Source organism: Mesomycoplasma neurolyticum, from assembly GCF_900660485.1.
Taxonomy (GTDB): domain Bacteria; phylum Bacillota_I; class Bacilli_A; order Mycoplasmatales; family Metamycoplasmataceae; genus Mesomycoplasma_A; species Mesomycoplasma_A neurolyticum.
In genome coordinates this window covers 863,495-883,553 of the sequence record NZ_LR214951.1, presented here as the reverse complement: position 1 = coordinate 883,553, position 20,059 = coordinate 863,495, and the positions used below count along the sequence as shown (strand labels likewise).

At 25.4% G+C, this 20,059-nt stretch carries 29 protein-coding genes and 1 tRNA gene; 2 read left to right on the top strand and 28 right to left on the bottom strand.

Going from position 1 to position 20,059, the window contains the following annotated elements:
* Nucleotides 1-13: 13 nt before the first annotated feature.
* Together EXC65_RS03665 and EXC65_RS03660 are read right to left on the bottom strand one after the other, a co-directional pair.
* Complete coding sequence (locus tag EXC65_RS03665; RefSeq protein WP_129720134.1) at nt 14-559, bottom strand: DUF402 domain-containing protein; 546 nt, start codon at nt 557-559, stop codon at nt 14-16.
* Nucleotides 546-2,105, bottom strand: a complete 1,560-nt coding sequence (locus tag EXC65_RS03660; protein ID WP_129720133.1) for an MYPU_1760 family metalloprotease — start codon at nt 2,103-2,105, stop codon at nt 546-548. Before EXC65_RS03660 ends, EXC65_RS03665 begins: the two co-directional genes overlap by 14 nt.
* Nucleotides 2,106-2,161: 56 nt before the next feature.
* On the opposite strand from EXC65_RS03660, the gene trmB reads away from it, so the two are divergent.
* Both trmB and EXC65_RS03650 read left to right on the top strand, forming a co-directional pair.
* Nucleotides 2,162-2,767: a tRNA (guanosine(46)-N7)-methyltransferase TrmB gene (gene trmB / locus EXC65_RS03655; RefSeq protein WP_129720132.1), complete on the top strand. Its 606-nt coding sequence runs from the start codon at nt 2,162-2,164 to the stop codon at nt 2,765-2,767.
* A gap of 57 nt (nt 2,768-2,824) precedes the next feature.
* Nucleotides 2,825-4,183 carry a M17 family metallopeptidase gene (locus EXC65_RS03650; RefSeq protein WP_129720131.1) on the top strand — a complete coding sequence of 453 codons (1,359 nt, stop codon included), beginning with the start codon at nt 2,825-2,827 and terminating at the stop codon, nt 4,181-4,183.
* Nucleotides 4,184-4,293: 110 nt separating this feature from the next.
* Here the strand turns inward: EXC65_RS03650 and EXC65_RS03645 are convergent, their stop codons facing one another.
* From EXC65_RS03645 to rplE, 26 genes are all read right to left on the bottom strand, one after another.
* A complete protein-coding gene (locus tag EXC65_RS03645) occupies nt 4,294-5,535 on the bottom strand; it encodes an HNH endonuclease signature motif containing protein (RefSeq protein WP_129720130.1) in 1,242 nt (413 codons plus the stop codon).
* Nucleotides 5,536-5,538: 3 nt separating this feature from the next.
* Nucleotides 5,539-6,108 (bottom strand): sugar-phosphate nucleotidyltransferase, encoded by a 570-nt coding sequence (locus EXC65_RS03640; protein ID WP_129720129.1) that lies wholly within the window; start codon nt 6,106-6,108, stop codon nt 5,539-5,541.
* Nucleotides 6,109-6,376: 268 nt separating this feature from the next.
* On the bottom strand, nt 6,377-8,440 hold the full coding sequence (locus EXC65_RS03635; protein WP_129720128.1) for a BMP family ABC transporter substrate-binding protein: 2,064 nt from the start codon (nt 8,438-8,440) through the stop codon (nt 6,377-6,379).
* A gap of 74 nt (nt 8,441-8,514) precedes the next feature.
* Nucleotides 8,515-8,712, bottom strand: a complete 198-nt coding sequence (gene rpmB, locus EXC65_RS03630; RefSeq protein WP_129720127.1) for a 50S ribosomal protein L28 — start codon at nt 8,710-8,712, stop codon at nt 8,515-8,517.
* Between the two features lie 8 nt (nt 8,713-8,720).
* Nucleotides 8,721-9,074 carry a 50S ribosomal protein L20 gene (gene rplT / locus EXC65_RS03625; RefSeq protein ID WP_129720126.1) on the bottom strand — a complete coding sequence of 118 codons (354 nt, stop codon included), beginning with the start codon at nt 9,072-9,074 and terminating at the stop codon, nt 8,721-8,723.
* Nucleotides 9,075-9,113: 39 nt separating this feature from the next.
* On the bottom strand, nt 9,114-9,302 hold the full coding sequence (gene rpmI / locus EXC65_RS03620) for a 50S ribosomal protein L35 (protein ID WP_129720125.1): 189 nt from the start codon (nt 9,300-9,302) through the stop codon (nt 9,114-9,116).
* Nucleotides 9,283-9,882: a translation initiation factor IF-3 gene (infC, locus tag EXC65_RS03615; RefSeq protein WP_129720124.1), complete on the bottom strand. Its 600-nt coding sequence runs from the start codon at nt 9,880-9,882 to the stop codon at nt 9,283-9,285. The genes rpmI and infC overlap by 20 nt, the downstream gene beginning before the upstream one ends.
* A gap of 316 nt (nt 9,883-10,198) precedes the next feature.
* Nucleotides 10,199-10,275: transfer RNA gene (locus tag EXC65_RS03610), tRNA-Ile, on the bottom strand.
* An 86-nt stretch (nt 10,276-10,361) separates the two neighbouring features.
* Nucleotides 10,362-10,757 (bottom strand): 30S ribosomal protein S9, encoded by a 396-nt coding sequence (gene rpsI, locus EXC65_RS03605; protein WP_129720123.1) that lies wholly within the window; start codon nt 10,755-10,757, stop codon nt 10,362-10,364.
* Nucleotides 10,757-11,197, bottom strand: a complete 441-nt coding sequence (gene rplM, locus EXC65_RS03600; protein ID WP_129720229.1) for a 50S ribosomal protein L13 — start codon at nt 11,195-11,197, stop codon at nt 10,757-10,759. Before rplM ends, rpsI begins: the two co-directional genes overlap by 1 nt.
* 26 nt (nt 11,198-11,223) lie before the next feature.
* Entirely contained in the window at nt 11,224-11,586 is a 363-nt protein-coding gene (gene rplQ, locus EXC65_RS03595; RefSeq protein ID WP_129720122.1) for a 50S ribosomal protein L17, read from the bottom strand.
* 3 nt (nt 11,587-11,589) lie between these two features.
* Nucleotides 11,590-12,594, bottom strand: a complete 1,005-nt coding sequence (locus tag EXC65_RS03590; protein WP_129720121.1) for a DNA-directed RNA polymerase subunit alpha — start codon at nt 12,592-12,594, stop codon at nt 11,590-11,592.
* Between the two features lie 18 nt (nt 12,595-12,612).
* The gene (rpsK, locus tag EXC65_RS03585; protein ID WP_129720120.1) at nt 12,613-13,017 is read right to left on the bottom strand and encodes a 30S ribosomal protein S11; all 405 of its coding nucleotides are present in this window, start codon (nt 13,015-13,017) and stop codon (nt 12,613-12,615) included.
* A gap of 2 nt (nt 13,018-13,019) precedes the next feature.
* On the bottom strand, nt 13,020-13,388 hold the full coding sequence (gene rpsM / locus EXC65_RS03580; protein WP_129720119.1) for a 30S ribosomal protein S13: 369 nt from the start codon (nt 13,386-13,388) through the stop codon (nt 13,020-13,022).
* 24 nt (nt 13,389-13,412) lie between these two features.
* Entirely contained in the window at nt 13,413-13,526 is a 114-nt protein-coding gene (gene rpmJ / locus EXC65_RS03575; RefSeq protein WP_129720118.1) for a 50S ribosomal protein L36, read from the bottom strand.
* Between the two features lie 9 nt (nt 13,527-13,535).
* Nucleotides 13,536-13,754 carry a translation initiation factor IF-1 gene (infA, locus tag EXC65_RS03570; protein WP_129720117.1) on the bottom strand — a complete coding sequence of 73 codons (219 nt, stop codon included), beginning with the start codon at nt 13,752-13,754 and terminating at the stop codon, nt 13,536-13,538.
* A 189-nt stretch (nt 13,755-13,943) separates the two neighbouring features.
* Nucleotides 13,944-14,690: a type I methionyl aminopeptidase gene (gene map / locus EXC65_RS03565; RefSeq protein ID WP_129720116.1), complete on the bottom strand. Its 747-nt coding sequence runs from the start codon at nt 14,688-14,690 to the stop codon at nt 13,944-13,946.
* A 2-nt stretch (nt 14,691-14,692) separates the two neighbouring features.
* Entirely contained in the window at nt 14,693-15,346 is a 654-nt protein-coding gene (locus EXC65_RS03560; protein ID WP_129720115.1) for an adenylate kinase family protein, read from the bottom strand.
* Nucleotides 15,340-16,776 (bottom strand): preprotein translocase subunit SecY, encoded by a 1,437-nt coding sequence (gene secY, locus EXC65_RS03555; RefSeq protein ID WP_129720114.1) that lies wholly within the window; start codon nt 16,774-16,776, stop codon nt 15,340-15,342. Before secY ends, EXC65_RS03560 begins: the two co-directional genes overlap by 7 nt.
* A gap of 1 nt (nt 16,777) precedes the next feature.
* Nucleotides 16,778-17,215 (bottom strand): 50S ribosomal protein L15, encoded by a 438-nt coding sequence (gene rplO / locus EXC65_RS03550; protein WP_129720113.1) that lies wholly within the window; start codon nt 17,213-17,215, stop codon nt 16,778-16,780.
* Nucleotides 17,216-17,240: 25 nt separating this feature from the next.
* Nucleotides 17,241-17,954: a 30S ribosomal protein S5 gene (rpsE, locus tag EXC65_RS03545; RefSeq protein WP_129720112.1), complete on the bottom strand. Its 714-nt coding sequence runs from the start codon at nt 17,952-17,954 to the stop codon at nt 17,241-17,243.
* Nucleotides 17,955-17,956: 2 nt separating this feature from the next.
* Nucleotides 17,957-18,310: a 50S ribosomal protein L18 gene (gene rplR, locus EXC65_RS03540; protein ID WP_129720111.1), complete on the bottom strand. Its 354-nt coding sequence runs from the start codon at nt 18,308-18,310 to the stop codon at nt 17,957-17,959.
* A 24-nt stretch (nt 18,311-18,334) separates the two neighbouring features.
* Entirely contained in the window at nt 18,335-18,874 is a 540-nt protein-coding gene (rplF, locus tag EXC65_RS03535) for a 50S ribosomal protein L6 (protein WP_129720110.1), read from the bottom strand.
* A 6-nt stretch (nt 18,875-18,880) separates the two neighbouring features.
* Nucleotides 18,881-19,303: a 30S ribosomal protein S8 gene (gene rpsH / locus EXC65_RS03530; protein WP_276310795.1), complete on the bottom strand. Its 423-nt coding sequence runs from the start codon at nt 19,301-19,303 to the stop codon at nt 18,881-18,883.
* A gap of 2 nt (nt 19,304-19,305) precedes the next feature.
* Nucleotides 19,306-19,491, bottom strand: a complete 186-nt coding sequence (locus EXC65_RS03525; RefSeq protein ID WP_033160832.1) for a type Z 30S ribosomal protein S14 — start codon at nt 19,489-19,491, stop codon at nt 19,306-19,308.
* 8 nt (nt 19,492-19,499) lie between these two features.
* Nucleotides 19,500-20,045, bottom strand: coding sequence for a 50S ribosomal protein L5 (gene rplE, locus EXC65_RS03520; RefSeq protein ID WP_129720109.1), 546 nt, complete (start codon nt 20,043-20,045; stop codon nt 19,500-19,502).
* Nucleotides 20,046-20,059 lie beyond the last annotated feature (14 nt).

The window sequence follows — 20,059 nt, the reverse complement described above, 5'->3', positions numbered from 1 at the left end:
TCGGTATCTTGTTTTAAAAACTTTTTTTACTATTGATAATTTTAATTTTTTTTATATATTTGCTTAAAAATTTATTATCAAAAATAAATTCTGAAGAATAATAAAGGTCAACAATTTTTTTTAATTCTTCAAATATTAATTTAGTAAGTTTTTTTGAATAATCCATTTTTTTAGCATTCATAAAAAATTCATTTTTATCAATAATATTTATTTCTTTACCATGATATACTTTTATATCAAGATCAAAATCAATATATTTAATTGTGTCGTCTTCCATAAAAAAAGGTGAAGCCAAATTTACATAAATATAATTCTTATTCCCTTCTATTGTGACTATTGCATTAAAAAAATTATATTTATGAAAAAACCACAATGTATTACTTTTAATATTTCAACGATGTGTTTTTTTCTCTTGAACTCTTGTTTTTTTATTCATGTAAGCAACTAAATAGTTTTTCTTATCATCAATTATTCTAACACCATTTCATTGTCTATACAATTTACCATTATACTTATAAGCTTGAACATTAAAATATTTCTCCAATTTATGCGTTTCCATGTTTCCCCTTTTTTTTAACTATTTTAAACCATTTTTTATTTTCAAAATTATTAATAATAATAAATTGATGATCGTATGACAAATTATCAAAAAAACTTCTCTTTGAAGAAATAGTTTTATTATTAAATGTAAAATTATTAGCAACTACTAATTCATTTGGTTCAATTTTACCATTATTATTTTTATCTTTTCAAAACTTTGGAAAAAATTGTTCATTTATTTCTTCTATATTAAAAAAATCTGATGTATAAACGTAATAATCATTTGATAACAAGTTATAACTTGCTGAATCAAAACTTTTTTTAGCTTTGTAAATTTCTTTATTTTGATAATTTAAATTTACTTTTATGTTTTCATTATTTTTATTTTGTAAAATTAAAAAATCATATTTTTCTTTTGTGTATCCAACAAATGAATAATTAGAAAAATTTCTTGTATTTTTAATCTTTGAATCGTTTGTTAAATATGTTTCATCTTTGTAAAAAACAGCACTTATATTTAACCCGTAATTAAATTGTTTTAATAATAAATTATATAATAACTCAATTTGATTATCAAGTTCTAGAATAAAATCATCATTATTTAAAATTTTACCGCTAAAAGCTGTTGTATTTACAAAAAGATTTTCAATAAAAAAATTATCATTTTTTCTTATTATTTTTGCAGTTCTAGACCATTCATTTAAAAAAGAATTTTGATCATAATTAATGGTATTTTTATTAGGAAGATAAAAATGTTTAAAAATTTCAATAGCTATTATTTCTTCTAAAGAATAGTAATAATTAATTAAAAAATCAAGTGTTTCATTTTTTTGAGTTAATAAACCATTTTTAGCATAAACACTAAACATTTTATTTTTTTTGTCTAAAAAATAATTGTTTGTCAATTCTTTTTGCATATTTAATTTTGCAATCTCATTTGCTGTTTTAAAATTAAAAAAATTATTTTTTTCTACAAAAGATAGATTTGGCTTAAAATTAATAAATTTATCATTTGTATAATTCAAATATTTAAAAAAATTTTGCACAAATTTTTTTAAATATTGTTTATTTGAGAATTTTATAACATTGTTTTCTTTTATTTCCTCTTTATTAGAAAGATAAACACTATCTAAATAATGTATGTATTCATGATAAATTAATTGTGTAAGAATTTCAATTTTATCATTACTTTTTTTTATATTTCGATATTTATCTGTATTAATGAAAATTTGTTGAGTATTTGAGATAAATTTTCCTTCATTGTTTAAATTATTCTTTTTTTGAAAAAACAATATATCTTGATCAATAATAATATTTTTTAAAAAATTTATTTCAGGACCAAAAAATAATTTATTTTCAATATTTTGAATTAAAATATTAAGCTCATTTTCATTTAAAAAAAAATTATTATTTTTTGAATATTGAATAATAGAAAAATTATATTTTTGAGATTTAATTTCTATTTTTTTTTGTTTAATTTCATAACATGAAACAGCAAAAAATGTTGGTATTAAAACAAAACCAAAAAAATAAAAAAATTTATTAAAAAAGTAATATTTTTTCATAATATCCTTATTAATTTTAATACATTTTAAAACAAAATAGTATTATAATTGTTATCATGAGATTAAAAAATAATCCGCTTGCAATGAAAAATTTAGAAAATAGTGGTTTTTTAATTAATGATTTTCCATATTCAATTAACACTAATACTATTTTAGAGTTGGGCATGGGCAAAGGAGAAATGATAACAGAATTAGCATTCCAAAACCCTAATGTTAATTATGTAGGTATTGAAAAATACGCAACAGCTGCTGAAAAAGCGGCTAAAAAAGCAAAAAAATTAAATTTACAAAATTTTAAAATTATTGTGTGTGATATAAAAGATCTTTTAAATTTGTTAAATGGGCAAGTAAATTTAATTTGGCTTACTTTTTCTGATCCATGACCAAAGAAAAAACATTTCAAAAGAAGATTAACATATAAGACTTTTTTAGAAATTTATAAAAAACTTTTAACAACTAATGGAGTAGTTAAATTCAAAACAGATAATGATAAACTTTTTGAATTCACTATAGAATCATTAAAAGAATTTGGAGCTAAAATCACTAAGAAAACATTAGATTTACACAAAAGCGAATGAGCTAACACTAATGTTATGACAGGATATGAAAAAAAATGATCAGAAAAAAATAAAAATATTAATTTTTTGGAATTTAAATTTTAAATAAGCATTATAATTTAAAATAAAAAATATTATTAATCGTAGAATGAGGTAAAAAAAATGATTAAATTTAGTAATAAATTTACAAAACAAAATATAACACTTGTAGCCCAATTTAAAAATTCTAATATTTCAAAAGAAATTATTCAGAAAACATTTGCTATTACAGAATTTTTAAATGAACATAAGGCTGTTATTTATTTAGGAAAAGAAAAAGATTATAATTTAGAATTATTAGATGATTTAGTTAATAAATTAAATTCATTAGACAGAAACTATGATTTAGATTTAAATTCATTTATTAATGAAAAAATAAGCGCTGAATTATTTGTAAAAAAATTATATGAAAGTAATTTATTTAAGAATGCTAATATTTTTAGCCTAAAAACTTCAAAAGAAGAAGAAAAGAAAACTCTTACTATTGTTTATGATAAAAAAGATAAATTAAAAGCATTAATTAATGAATCAAATATTTTAATGGATTCTGTAAATTTTGCTAGAAATTTACAAGCTACTCCACCAAATATTTGTAACTCTGAATGATTGGCAGAAACTATTAAAGAAAAAGTTAATGAAAATAAAGAAATTAAAGTAAAAATTTTGAATAAAAAAGAAATTCAAGATTTAAAAATGAATTTACTTTTATCAGTAAACAAAGGTTCTATGTTTGAACCTAGAGTTGTGGTATTAGAATACAATGGAAACCCAAAATCCAATCAAAAAACAGTTTTAGTTGGTAAAGGGATAACTTTCGATTCTGGTGGTTATAATATTAAGACTGGTAAACATATGAATGGAATGAAATACGATATGTCAGGTGCAGCAGTTGCAGCTTCTACAATTAAAGCAATTGCTGATTTAAAAATCAAAGCTAACTTTTCAGCTGTTTTAGCTATTACAGATAATAGAGTAAATGGTGATGCAAACTTACCTGATGCTGTATGAAAATCAATGAATGGTAAAACAGTTGAAATTAACAACACAGATGCTGAAGGTAGATTGGTTTTAGCAGATGGTATGACATATGCTATTCAAAAATTAAATGCAACTAACATTATAACAATCGCTACATTAACTGGTGCTATTTTAGTATCATTAGGTCATACATTTACAGGTGCATTTTCAACCTCTAATGAATTATGAAATAAATTAGAAGAATCTTCCAAAATTCAAAATGAATTAGTATGAAGAATGCCACTACACAAAGATTTTGCTAAAAACATTAGAAAATCTGCAGTAGCTGATTTAAAAAATACTGATCTATCAGGTTTAGGTGGTTCAATTTCTGCGGCTATGTTTTTAAAAGAATTTTCTGAAAAAACTAATTTTATGCATTTAGATATAGCTGGAACTGCTGATATTGGAGAAAATCCAATGGCTCCAATGGTTAAAACTTTAGTTGAATTATCTAAAAAATAAAAAAATTATATTATAAAAGTACAACATTTTTTGTTTGTACTTTTTTTTATTAAAAATATTTAAATTTAACATTTTTTAAATGTTTTAAATTTAAAAAAATTTTATCATTTTTAGATAGAAATTCTTTTAATGTGATTTTCTAAATTCTTTTTAAATTCTAAATTAAAAGAAATTTTTTGAAAATTTTGACTTTGAATTTTATTTTTAACATTTAAAAATAATTCTTCATTAAGCATTTTAGGGTTAGCTTCAAATATTTTTTTATTATAGTTGAAAAAAATAAACCCTTTTTCGAATTCTTTATCATGATTTGGGCAAAGAAAAAAACCATTATTGCCTGATGAAATTAATTTTTGAGCACCTATAAAATCTATTTTTTTGTTTTTATAATCATTTTTTATATCTGAGTATCTATGGATATGAGAAGCGATTAAATTTGTGGAAATATTATAATCACATGCAAAACATTTATTTACATTTAAAAATTTAGAATAGTTTTCTATTATTTGTTTTGTAAATAATTTTTGATTTCTTTTTAATTCATCAATATAATTAATATCAATTTTATTTAAACTATTAGTTGTGCTGCTAAAATCTAAAATTTCATATCCTAATTCTTGTATTTCTTTATATTTAGAATTGATTGTTTTATTTTTTTTATACCCAAATATTTCAGAAAAAAACAGTTTATATTTTTTAAAATTTAATTTTTTTATTATTAGTAATGTAAAAATAAAATCAGAAAAATTGGCTCCATCCAACCTTCCATAAACAACTATTTCTTTTTCGCTATTAAAAATTTTTGTATATGTAGAATTGTTTTTACTGTTTTTGTTTTTAATTTCATTTCTAAAATGTACATAAGTTTCAATTGATGAATAACAATTTATTAATTTTGAAGCATCAAAAATTATACTTTTATTTATTTTAATAGACAAAAAATGTAAATTCATTAAATCTTTTTTTATTGAATTAATATTGACATATGAACGATGTTCCTCTAAATCAAATGGATTAATAGAAATAGATAATTTTACATTTTTTTGATTTGAAAATTTATACGCTGTATAAGAATTTTGACTAATGAATGTGTTTCTAGACCTTGTTTTTCCTAAAAAATTTAGCATTTGTGTAAAACAAATAATTTCTTTTTTTTTAGGTAAATAAACACCTTGAAAAGAATTATTTATTATCTTAAAAGTAACTTTTTCAAAAAATTTTATTTTTTCATCAAAAATCAATGTTTTTTTTATTTTGTCAAAAATATCATTATTGTTTAAGTCTTCTTTTCAATCTCTTTTTCTTAATGTTAATAAATTTGAAATAAATTTTTTTGAAATTAAAATTTCCATAAATTAACAAAATTCTTTTTTATCATTTTTATAATTTACACCATTTCAAACTTGTATATCTTTTTTAAAGATATCATTGCATATTCACATACTTGCAAAAGAAGGCCTTTGTAAATTTTTGACATTATAATTTATATGATCTTTTGTAAAACACATTCTTCTTTTCAAATGAACATATTGAATTCTTTTAAATTCTTGTAATTTATTACAAAATTTTTCAGAATTTAATGCTTGAATACCAAAAATTAGTGCTCAGGGTTTATCTAATTCTAAAAGTCTCTCTAATATTTTGTATTTATTTCTAAATGGAGGATTAGAAATAATAATATCAAATTTTTTATTTGGGATATAATCATAAAAACTTTTGTCATAATTTAAATGTGAATAAATAACTTTATAACCATTTTGTTTAAAAACAGTAACAAAATTAGATGTTTTTAAGTCGAAAGGACATCAAATTACTTTATTTTTAGGTATTTGTGCCTTATTAATAAAATATTGAACATCTTCTTTCGTTGTATATCATTCATCATCATTTGAAAATTGAAATGCAGTATTTTTTTTATTTATCATAACTAAAATTCCTTACTTAAAAATCATACTTTTTTTTTTTTTTTCAAAGGAAATAGTTAAAAAATATTAAATTTTAATTTTTATACACTTATATATTAATTTTGAATTAAAAAATATTTTAATAAAATTTAATAATAAGAAAACATGATTTATTATTTTTGATTTGTAATTTTAATAATGTTTTTAAAAAAAACAAAACCTTAATGCGAAATTAAAGTTTTGTTTTTTTTAAATAATAATTTAATAAAAATATTTTTTTATATTTTTATTAAGTTTGTGGGGTTGCTTGTTCAGTAGTATCGTTGCCTGATCCAGTTTCTGTAGTTTGAGTTTCTTCTGATGTATTAGCTTTATCTCCTGTGTTATCGGAGTTACCACCACTTGATCCGCTTTCTGTTGATTCAGTTCCTTCTGTATTTGGGGTAGTATTTACTTTATCATTACCTGTTTGTTCTGTTGTATCAGGCTGCGCCATGTCTTTAGTTGTGTCACTAGAAGTTTTGTCGCTTGATCCAGTTTCTGTAGTTTGAGTTTCTTCTGATGTATTAGCTTTATCTCCTGTGTTATCGGAGTTACCACTACTTGATCCGCTTTCTCTTGATTCAGTTCCTTCTGTATTTGGGGTAGTATTTACTTTATCATTACCTGTTTGTTCTGTTGTATCAGGCTGCGCCATGTCTTTAGTTGTGTCACTAGAAGTTTTGTCGCTTGATCCACTTTCTGATTTATTATTGTCTTCTGTTGTGTCACCTTTTTGTGTTTTTGTGTCACTTCCTACATCACCAGTGCTATTTTCAGCGTTAGCATCTTTATTACTTTTATCTTCTTTTGGTTTTTCTGTATCTTGTGGTTTTACTTCTGTAGATGTATCGTTATTTGAATCACTTCCCGCGTTTGGATCATCACCATGTAATTTCTCATCCTTATTTTCTTCTTTTTTATCAGGAGTAGTTTTTTCTCATTTTGTTTTTTCTTCTTCTGTTATATCTAAACCATTAATTTTTTTAACAAAATAATTCAAGTGGCTAACTTGGTCATTTGTTGATCCTTCATGCATATATGGTGTTCCTAAAGCATCAGCAATGTCTTTTGCGGTAGTTTTACCATTGGTTAATGTGGTAAATTTATCTTTTGCTTCAGCTAAAGCTGCATCAGCTTTAGTTTTGTTATCACCTTCACCAAATGAGTTTTCAGAAACACTAACAGCTTTATCTGATCTACCGGAGAATATATTTAATGATTTTACACCTTTTTCAAAGCCAGTAATCAATGTGTCAGATGCTTTGTCTTTTAAGTATAAATCTCTTATAACTCTAAATAAAGTATCCCCTAATCTTTTTTCTATAGATGTAAAGAATTTTGCACTTTTATCTTTAAATGCTTTTGATTGGTCTGTATCAACACCAATTACATATTGACTTTCACCCATTGATTCTAACACTGTAGCAGTGAATGGACCTGCAACAGGTAAAATTATTCTAGGGTTGTTTGTTGTTACAATACTTTTAACAGCATTTGTTTTTTCTGATTTTCCAGTATCGAAACCTGTGTCTAAGGTTAATGCATTATGTGATAATTTAACTTTTTTATCACTATTGTTTGTATTTCAATAGTTAATACCACCTAAAAACCCTGCAATAAAATCTGTAACACCAGCTTCATTACCACCACCAAAAGTTGCTAATGTTCTTTTACTTACTTCAGTTTCAATATCAGCTAAGAATTTAGATGCTGCATACCCAGCAATTCAACCTGCTTCATTTGTTCTATATTTAATAGTAATAAATTTTCCAGGTGCAATTTTTGATTCATCTAAATTAAAATCAATACCTACAACTGTAATATTTTTTGCATCAAATTTTCCTTTATTTTCTGGTTTTGCATATCAATCAACAAATGAATTTTCAGGTAACCCATGGTTAAATCCAGAAAGAACTCAAACATTTGAATCTGATTTTAGCATTCTATCATAAAAATCATGCAATCTATCTTGTGATGGTGAGTTAGTATATTTAACTTCACTTGTTGTTAAACCTGCTAAATATCCAAAACTTTGTAAAGCTTCTCAAATTGATTGGTTAAAACTTTGGTCATTAACAGCTCCTGCTGCTGTTAATAATTGAATTTTTAACTTGTTGTGTTTTGCATCATCTTTTGATGCTGTTTCAATTGAAGTTTTATTATCTTTTACTAAAGTTTCGATATTAGAAACAGTATTTTTAGGTTCGGAGAAATTTTTAACTCCACATGAACTTGCAATTCCCACCATTGATAAAGGTAAAATTGCTCCTAATGTAAATAATACTTTTTTGTTTAATAAAATTTTTTTCATAATGTAAAAATTATAATTTAAAAAACAAAGAACTATTAAAAAAAATAATATTTTCTTTGTTTTTTTTAGTTTTTTTAGCCTATTATTCCTTTTTTACGTAATGTCTTAGCAGTTTTAGCACTAACTTTTAAGGTAATAGGTCTGCCATTTCCATCAGTAATTTTGATTTTTTGTAAATTAAGTCTAAAAGTTCTTTTTGTTGCATTTAAAGCATGTGATCTATTGTTACCAACCATTGGACCTTTGCCTGTGATATCATCTCTTCTTGCCATGACTCTCCTTATTTTGAATTATTTTGTGCTTGCTTTACAATTGAATTAAACACTTCAGGTTGGTGAATTGCTAATTCAGACAACATTTTTCTATTTATTTCAATGTTAGCTTTTTTAAGTTTGTTAATTAATTGAGAATAAGTAATCCCAAGTGGCCTTGATGCAGCATTAATTCTAGCAATTCATAATTTTCTAAATTCTCTTTTAACTTGTTTTCTATCTCTAAAAGCATAAGTTCATGATTTAACAACTGCTTGTTTAGCTACTTTAAATCCAATTGATTTATGCCCTCAATAACCTTTAGCTAGTTTTATTCATTTTTTTCTTCTTTGTCTTGTGACTGTTCCGCCTTTTACTCTCATAATTCTTTTCCTTCTTGTTTTATCTCTTTAACTAGTATTTTAAAATAAACCTTTTAATCTTTTTAAATCTGAATGTGATAATAATCCAGCTTTTCTTGATTGTCTTTTTTGTTTAGTTGTTTTATTTTGTGCTAGATGTGATCTATATGCGTTACCTCTTTTAACTTTTCCACTACCTGTTTTTTTTAATCTCTTTTTTAAAGCAGATTTAGTTTTCATCTTTGGCATTATCTACACTTTTTCCTTTCTCTTCTTTTTGAAGTTCTTTTTCAACTTTGGAACTTGTTAAATGTGGTTTTTTCTTTTTATCTCTTTCAATGTACATATCTAAAAAACGTTCATTAGGTTGGCTGTCTTTTGTAATTTTAGCTATATCTTCAACAAATTCATAAAATTGATCGAGAATTTTTTTACCATTTTCTGGACGTGATATTTCACGACCTTTAAATTTAAGTGAAACTTTAACTCTATCACCATCTAATAAAAATTCTCTTGCTTTTTTTGCTTTAGTTTCAATATCTTTGATGTTGATTCTAACTGAAAGTCTAATTTCTTTGTTATTAACAAAAGTTTGTTTTTCCTTTTGTTGTTTCTGTTTCTTTTTTCTTTCATATTTAAATTTACCATAGTCCATAATTTTAGCAATAGGTCTTGGAATTGAAGTGGTATTATCAATTGTAATAACAACAAGATCTAATTTTTGATCTTTTGCCAATTGAATTGCATCTTCTTTAGTCACAACCCCAATTTGCTCATTATTATGATCAATAACAAACATTTTTTTGAAAGGGATAGCATCATTTACCATGTGTTCTGGTTGAGGCTTTTTTTTATTATTTAGTTTATTAATATTTTCTCCTTAAAATCAATAAATATAAATAAAAAGTGGATTATTCCACTTCTTGTTAACTATCAATTATTATTATAAAATAATTAATTGTTTTAATTTCTTATTAAAACAAAAAATAATAAATTGTAGTATACCCAGGCTGAAATTTCCTTAGGTGAGAAGTGAATCTACTTTCTGCAATTTTTATTTGCCAATTAATTATATACATTTTTTTTAAAAAAAGAAATAAAAACACAATTTATTTCAAAATTGTGTTTGGCCATGTTATATGAAATGGTGGGAACGAATGGGATCGAACCATCGACCTCACGATTATCAGTCGTGTGCTCTAACCATCTGAGCTACGCTCCCAATATAAAAAAGCATAATTTAAAATAAAAATAAATTTGCTTTTACATTATACCAAAAAAATATAATTATTATATATTTTTTTAATATTAACGTTTTGAAAATTGTCTTGCTCTACGAGCTTTTCTAAGTCCATATTTTTTACGCTCTTTACTTCTCGCATCTCTTGTGAGCATTTTAAATTCTTTTAATTTAGCTTTGTAGTCTTCTGATGCTTCAAGAAGCGCTCTAGCAATACCTAGTCTAATAGCACCGGCTTGACCTGAAAGTCCCCCGCCTTTCGCTGTCACATAAATATCAAAAGTATTTTCTGTTTCAGTAATTGTAAATGGTTGTAATGCATCTTTAATTAATAAGTCTTGCATTAAATATTGTTTAGCTGGAATTTTATTGATAATAAATTGTCCTGTTCCACTTTTTAAAGTAACTCTTGCTGTTGAAGATTTTCTTCTTCCAAGTCCTTTGTATGCAACTATGTTATTCATTATTTAGTTACCACCTCTAATTTTTCTGGTTTTTGAGCTTGATGTTTATGTTCAGTTCCTGCATAAACAAATAAATTAACACCTTGTTTACGTCCTAATTTGGTATGTGGAATCATTCCCTTAATTGCTTTTTCTAATAATGCTGCAGGTTTTTTCTTTCTTAAGTCTGCTGCATTAATTTTTTTCAATCCCCCAGGGTAGCCAGAGTGAGAATAATAAATTTTATCTTCTTCCTTATTAGCAGTTAATATAACTTTATCAGCATTGATAATAATAATATTATCTCCCATGTCAACATTACGAGTAAATGTAGGTAGATGTTTACCTCTTAAACGATCAGCAACAAAAACAGCTAAACGTCCCAATACTTGCCCTTTAGCATCAATTACATATCATTTTTTTTCTACTTCTAAATGTTTAACAATAGTAGTTTGTCTCATCATAATAATCCATTCTCCTTTCTCTATTATACTAATTCAATGATAGCCATTTTAGCATTATCACCTAAACGATTAGGTAATTTAATAATTCTTGTGTAACCACCATTACGATCTTTATATTTTGGTCCTAGTGTTTCAAATAAGTGTGTTAAAGCACTTTTGTTATTTTTTGTTTCTACATTTCTTAAAAATGCAGCTGCTAAACGACGAGAAGCTAATGTATTTTTCTTAGCTTTTGTAATTAAACGATCAACATGTTTTCTTAATTCTTTTGCTCTTGCTTCAGTGGTTGTAATTCTTCCATAAATAATAATATCTGTTGCTAAAGAACGTAAAACATGTTTTCTTCATGCTGAATTTCTTCTAAACAATTGTGTAGGATTAGCCATGTTTTAATCTCCCTTCTTTTTTAAAACAATTCCATGTTCTTTCAATTTATCAAGAATCTCTTGAATTGATTTTTTACCTAAATTTTTAATATTGTGTAACTCTTCTTCATCAATTTTTTCTAAATCTAAAAGAGTTTTAAAGCCTGTTCTTTTTAAAGCGTTTAATGATCTTACAGTTAAATTTAATTCTGTAATTTCAATAAGTTTTGCTTTAGGAACTTCTTCTTTTACTTTCTTTTCTATAAAGTATTCTTGTTCATTGAAATCAAGATTTTCAGTTTCAGAAACTATTTTTAAATGAACCATTAGTATTTTTGCTGCTTCAGCAATTGCGTCTTTAGCAACAACTGTTCCATCAGTTTGAATATTAAATTCTAATTTTTCTTGAATAATATTTGAAGCTGAGTTTAATTCAACAACTTCGAAGTTTACATTAGTAACAGGTGAAAAATCTGAATCTATTGCAATAAATTTACCAGATTTAAGTTTAGTTTCAAGTCTTGGCATAAATTCAGAAATAGTTTTCTTATTTTCTTCAAAAGAAACAAACCCTCTACCTACTAATAAGTAAATTTCAAATTTTAAAACACCTATTTTTTTAACTTTAGCAATTAGTTGATTTCCATTAACAATTTTTAGTCCAGGTGGTAATGTTAAATCATTAGCTGTTACATCACCTTCTTGTTCTTTATCATAAAAAACTTTAATTGGTTCATTTACTTTAAAAATTTCAGAATCAAAAACAAATTTAACTTTTTTAATATTATTGAGAAGTCTTACAACATCTTCTTCAACAAAATCAATTGAACTAAATTCGTGATTTACATCTTCAATTCTAACAGCAAATGGAGCAATAGAAGTAACTGAAGATAAAAGTGTTCTTCTTAGCGCAATACCAATAGTATTAGCAAATCCTCTTTCTAAAGGTTCTAGAACAAATGATGTTTTATAATCAGAAATTTTTTTATCTTTTTCTTCTTTGTAAAAAACTCTTGTTAATTTTTGCATATTTTGTCCTATTTATTACTATCTTTTAGTTTCTCTTTTGAAAACTTTTCTTGGTGGTCTAGTTCCATTGTGTGGGATAGGTGTTACATCTTTTACTTCAATAACATTAATTCCTGAAACTTCAATTTGCTTTCTAGCAGCATCTTTTCCTGCTCCTAGTCCTTTTAACTGAACTTTAACCTCTTTAATCCCATGCTCTTTAGCCGCTTCAGAAGCTGCTGCTGCTGCTAAACCTGCTGCATAAGGGGTTTTCTTTTTAGTACCTTTATAACCAATAGCTCCTGATGAAGATCAAGCAATAACATTACCTTGTAAATCAGAAAAAGTAACAATTGTGTTTTGATGTGTTGAATGGATATGTGCAATTCCAGAAACAACATTTTTTCTTTTAATTTTAGTTTTTTTTCTGCTATCTTTTGCCATGATTATTTACCTTTCTTCCCAGCCACTGTTTTTCTTGGACCTTTTCTAGTACGGGCATTTTTTTGTGTTACTTGTCCACGAACTGGTAATCCTTTTCTGTGTCTAATTCCTCTGTAACATTTGATTTCCATTAATCTTTTAATATTTAGTGCAACCTCACGAATTAAATCACCTTCTGTTGTATATTTAGAAGCTGCATCTCTAATTTTACTTAATTGTTCTTCTGATAAATCTTTTACTCTGATATTTGGGTCAATATTAGTATCTTTTAAAATTTGTTGTGAAGTAGATTTCCCAATCCCTTTAATGTAAGTTAAAGAAATTTCAACTCTTTTGTTATTAGGAATTTCAATATTTAAAATTCTTGCCATTTTATTCCTTTCTTATTTTTTAATTTAACCTTGTCTTTGTTTATGTTTTGGTAATATACAAATTACTCTAACTACACTATTTCTCTTAATAATTTTGCAATCTTTACAGATTTTTTTAACAGATGCTCTAACTTTCATAGTTCTCCTTTATTTATGACGGTAAACAATTCTGCCTTTAGTTAAGTCATAAGGACTAACCTCAACATCAACTTTATCACCTAAAATAATTTTTATGTGATGGAGTTTCATTTTACCTGAAATATGACCTTTGATAATTAAATTGTTGTCATCTAATAGCACAGCAAATTCACTTGCATTATAAACCTCAACAATTTTACCAGTCAATTTTATTGCGTCTTTTGCCATTTTTAAAACAAGTACCTCGTTTTTTAAATATTATTAATTTTTTATTAAAAATAAAACAATTTAAAATAAATTTTGTTTATTTAAAAGAAATTGCAACTTTTAAATAAACACTTGGACTTACTTAAATTAAATTTAAAGCCAAGAAATTTAGTTATAAATTATAGCACAAAATCTTTAATTATTATTGTTTTAAGTTAATATTTCTGCCTTATTATTTTTGATTAAAACTGTTTGTTCATAATGTGCAGCTTTTTTACCACTTCTAGCAACTACGGTTCATTTATCACCCAAAATTTTTACTTTTGGTGAATCTTGTAAAATCATAGGTTCAATGCAAATGACCATATTATCTTTTAACATTGGACCAGTTTTATTAAAAAAAGTGTGATTTGGAATATCTGGTTTTTCATGTAGATTTTTTCCAATACCATGACCTGTAAATTCAAGTGGTGTATAAAAATTATGTTTTTTAATTTCTTGATAAATAGCATTGGAGATAGTGCTAATTTTAACATTTTTTTCTATTGCATTAATACCTGCGTAAAATGCATCTTTTGCAGCTTTAATTAAGCTTTCATTTTCTTCATTTGTTTTGCCAACACTTTTAGTAAATGCCGAATCTGAATAATAACCTTTGTAAATAACACCAATATCAATTGAAATTAAATCATAATCTTTTAAAATTCTATCATTAGGTATTCCATGAATTAACTCATCATTTAAAGAAGCACAAATAGTATTTGGAAAACCTTGATAGTTTAAAAATGCAGGTTTTCCTCCACGTTTTATAATTTCTTCATAAGCTAATTTATCAATTTCTAAAATAGATATACCTGGTTTAATGAAATCAAATAAAATTTTTTTAACCTCTTTAAGAATTTGACAAGATTGCTTAATTAATTGAATTTCTTGTTCGGTTTTAATTAAATTTGCCATATTTAATTCATTAATTTTAAAATTTCATCAACTAAAATTTCAGGATTATTATTAGCATTTAGTGTAATTAACATATTTTCTTTTTTATAAAAATCAATTAACACTTTTGTTTCTTTTTCATAGATATCTAATCTTTTTTTAATAGCTTCTTCTTGATCATCATTTCTTTGGATTAAAAGTGTATCATCATTTTCACATAATTTACCTTTTGTAGAAGGCTTAAAAATTAAATGATAAGTTTTTTGACATTTTGGACAATATCTTCTTTTAGTTAGTCTTTGGATGATAATATCTTGTTCAACATCAAGTAAAATAACTTTAAAAATTTTAATATCATTTAAAGTTTTTAAAAACTCAGCCTGATTAACAGTTCTTGGATAGCCATCAAGAATAAAATTCTTGTTTTTTTTTGTTAAAATCTGAAGCTGGTTTTCAACAACTTGATTAGTAATAGTATCAGGAACATAAAAACCTTTTTCAACTATTGATTTTAATTCAAGACCTAAAGGGCTAGCTTCTTCAATTGTACGACGGAAAATGTCACCTGTTGAAACATGAACAAGATTAGTTGCTTTTGCTAAAGCATTAGCTAGCGTTCCTTTCCCTGAACCAGGAGCTCCTAAAAAAATAAAATTAAAATTTTGAATTTTTATCATAATAAGAATGTATCTTTCTTTTTGTTAGAATGTTTATTGTGTTTGGAATTAATTTGTTTTGCCATTTGTTTTCTTTTTTTAGAAATCATTTCACTTTGTCTTCTTGCTTTGATTTGACTTATTGTTTCAAGTGCTGTTGTCACTAAAATTATTAATGAAGTACCACTAAATGTAACACTAATTGGTATTCCGATAAAATGCAAGATGGGTTGAAGCGAAGCTAAAACAATTAAGAAAATAGCTGAAAAAAATGATAATCTTAAAACAACAGAAATTAAATAATCCTCAGTTTGTTCTCCAGGTCTCACACCTGGAATAAAAGTGGAATTTTTAGAAAAATCTTCTGCAATTTTATCAACTCTTGATTGTTGAAGACCCATTCCAATAGATAATAAGAAAACTAAAACTATAAAAATGCTAAAGCCTATAGGGTTCGTTATTCTTAAATTTTTTTCAATTCAGTTTCTTGTTGGGGAAGTGTAGGGATCTAAAAGATTACTAAATAAAGTTGGTAAACTTAATAAAATAAGCGCAAAAATAACAGGCATAATCCCAGCGGGATTGATTTTTATTGGTAAATATGAAATGTCTTTTACATTTCTTGTCATACCAGCACCTGTTTGCTGGATTGGGATTTTTCTTTCTGCTAAATGAAAACGTGCAATTATAAAAATTAAAACCAAAAAGGCAACAATATAAAGAATAAAGACAATGGTATTAGAAATAGTAGCTGCATCTTTTCCATTGCCTAAAAAATAGTTAAAAGCATGTCTAAAAGTGCTTTGCAATCTACTTGCTATACCTGAAAAAATTAATAATGATGTTCCATTACCAACACCTTTTTCTGTAATTTGTTCACCTAAAAATAAAGCAAATAAACTTCCACCAATTAAAACTAAAGGAAGAGCTACATATTTAAATCCAATGCTATTATCTTCAATAATAATAAAATTATTTTCTTGTCTATCAACTACTGTTTTAATCAAAACAATAGATTGTATAATAGCTATAAAAATAGTTAATATTCTAGTAATAATATTAATTTTTTTTCTTCCTAAAGGCCCTGAGTTACTTAAACGATGTACAGGTGGAAAAAGTTTCGTTTGAGCTATCATCATAATTAATGATGCAGTAATAAATGGACCTATTCCTAAAGCCATAATGGAAAAATTACTTAAACCACCACCACCTACAATATCAATAACACCTAAAAAGGAATTAGGATCGAGTGAATTTTGTTTTAATTTGATTCCTGGTAAAGTAATAGTTGTAGAAATAACAAAAATAGATAATAATCATAAAGTGAATATTATCTTTTTTGTTAATATTTTTTCTCTTAAAAAAATTTCAATTTTAGCTTTAGTTTTAATATAAAGTTTAGTAATAACAAATCATATTAAAGCTAAAAGTTTGAAAATTTGTTTAAACATTTTAAATTAATTTTACTGTTCCTTTAAGATTTTCGATAATTTCTTTTGCTTTTGTTGAGCAAGCATCAGTTTCAATATGTAATGTTTTTGTTAATTTACCTAAAGCTAAAATTTTAACAGGCATTGTTTTTCTTCTAACTAATTTTTTATCAAATAAATCTCTAATTGTGATTGAACTATTGTTTTCAAATTTTTCTTCTAATTTTGCTAAAGAAACTGTTTGGTATTTAACGGAATTAATATTATTAAATCCAATTTTTGGAATACGTCTGAATAATGGGTTTTGTCCCCCTTCAAATCCAGGTCTTACACTTGATCTTTTTCTTTGTCCTGATTGACCTTTTCCAGCTTGTTTTCCTTTACCTGCAGCATGACCACGACCTTTACGGTGTTTTTCTTTTCTTGAACCTATTGTGCTTTGTAATTCATGCAATTTCATAACCTATCTCCTTATTTCTATAATCTTAATTTTTTTTCAAGTGTTCAACAGGGATATTTCTTAATTCAGCAATTTTTTCAACTGTTCTTAATTTGCTTAAAGCATTCATAGTTGCACGCACAATATTTGCTTTGGTTCTTGATCCATATGTCTTAGTATAAATATTTGAATAACCAGCTAGTTCAACAACAGCTCTAACAGAAGCTGAAGCAATAATCCCTTTTCCTTTTGGAGCAGGTTTTAATAAAACTTTTGAAGCTAAAAATTTTTCTTGAATTTCATGTGGTACAGTTGAATCAACGATTGGCACAGTAATTAAATTATTTTGTGCTGCTTTAATAGCTTTTTTAATTGAATCTTGAACTTCATTTGCTTTTCCATGCCCAAAACCAACTTTTCCTTTTTTGTTACCCACTACTGCATAAGCAGAAAAAGAAAATCTTCTTCCACCTTTGACAACAGTTGTAACTCTAGAAATGTTGATAACTTTTTCTTCAAATTCATTTTGGAATGGTTGAGAATTTTGTTCTCTTTTTTTGAAATTTCTTTTGTTATTGTTGTCTTTGGACAATGATTTAGAATCACGATTGTCTTTACGAGCAAAAGGTTTTGTGTTTTTTACTTTTAATTCATTTTTAATTTTATCAACTTTATTATTATTTTGTCCAACTTTAAAATTAGCCTTGATCTCTTTTGTTGGAGCTGCTTGTTGTACTTTTTTTAGTTCTTTTTTTTCCATTATTAAAACTTCACTCCTTCATTTCTAACTGCTTCAGCGAAAGCTTTAACTCTTCCATGGTAAATGTAACCTGAACGATCAAAAACAATTTTTGCATCTAGTAAATTAAGTTCTTTAATTTTGTTTGCTAATAAAACCCCAAGTTGTTCTGCTGCTTTTACATTTCCACCGTAAACTCCAAGATTTAATGTTGAAACAGAAGATAAAGTTTTGCCTGTTTCAACTTCAACTAACTGCGCATATAAATTTTTTAGTGATTTATAAACTGAAAGACGAATTCCGGTTGTAAGATTAAGTTTTGCCTTAACACGATTGTGTTTATTAATTCTTTTTTTATTTCTAGATAATTTTGCCATTTTATTAATTTAATCTTCAAATTATTATTTAGAAGATTTTTTCCCTTCTTTACGTCTAATGTTTTCGTCTTTGTACATAATACCTTTACCAGAATATGGGTTAGGTTTTCTAATTGCTCTAATGTTTGAAGCTAATTGCCCAACTCTCTGTTTATCAATCCCTGTAATGATTATAGAAGTTGCTTTTGGAATTTCAATTTTTAAATCTTCTGGAATATCAACATAAACAAGGTGAGAATATCCAGCTGCAATTTCGATTTTATTATCTTTTAAAGTTGCTTTGTATCCAACCCCTTTGATTTCAAGTTCCTTTTTAAATCCTTCACTTACACCTTTGAGCATTGAACCTAATAAAGAATTAGTTGTTCCATGTAATTGTTTTGTATGTTTTTCTTCATTTGATCTTTCTGTAGTTAATTTATTTTCATTAACTTTAATTGCGATTAATGGTGAAAAATCTCTTGTTAACTGACCTAATTTTCCTACTACTGTTACTTTTGTTTTATCAACTATAACTTGTGTGTTTTCAGGAATGATTAATATTCTATTACCAACTCTAGACATAAATTATTATCAAACGTAAGCGATAATTTCACCACCTACATTTTCCTTTCTTGCTTCTTTGTCAGTTAAAATCCCTTTAGATGTAGAAATAATTACTGTACCATAACCTGATAAAACTTTAGGTATATTATCTACAGAACTATAAACTCTTAAACCTGGTTTTGAAATTCTTTTAATATCTGTTATTGCACCAATATTGTTTTTGTATTTTAATTCAACAACAATTTTTTTCTCAACTCCTTCACCAACAGCTTCGAATTCTTTTATATAACCTTCATTTTTAATAATTTCAAGAATTTTAATTTTTTTGTTAGAATGTGGAATTTCAACAAATTTATGCTTTCTTATATTAGCATTTTTAATTCTTGTAATCATATCTGCAATTGGATCTGTAAGTTTTTTAGTCATGGATCTTTTTACATTTGCCATAATTATCAACTCGCTTTCTTAATTCCAGGTATTTTACCTTCATGTGCTAATTTTCTAAAACAAATACGACAAATTTTAAATTTTCTTAAAACAGCATGTGGACGGCCACAAATTTCACATCTTGTATATGCTCTTACTTTAAATTTTGGATGTTTTTTTGCTTTAACTTTTAATGATTTTTTTGCCATATTTACCTCTATTTTACAGCCTTAGCAAAAGGCATTCCTAGTTTTTCTAATAAAAATTTTGCTTCTTTGTCTGTTTTAGCACTTGTAACAATAATTACATCTAAACCTTTAATTTTTCTAATTTTATCAAAACTAATTTCTGGAAAAATTATTTCTTCTTTAATTCCTAAGGAATAATTTCCTCTACCATCAAATGCTTTAGGATTTAGACCACGAAAGTCTCTAATTCTTGGGATTGCAACATTCACTAATTTATTTAAAAAATCTCACATTTTATCTCTTCTAAGAGTTACTTTTGCACCCATAGGCATACCTTCACGTAATTTTCAAGATGCAAGTGATTTTTTAGCAACAGTTTGATATGGTTTTTGTCCTGAAATTAATTGAATTTCATTCATTACTTCTTCAATTGCTTTTGAATTAGTAACTTCTTTACCAGCTGTCATATTAAGAATAATTTTTTCAATTTTTGGATATTGCATTACTGAAGAATAATTAAACTTTTCTTTTAAAAGTTTACTAACTTCTTGATTGTACTTATTTTTTAAACTCATAATAATTTAATTAC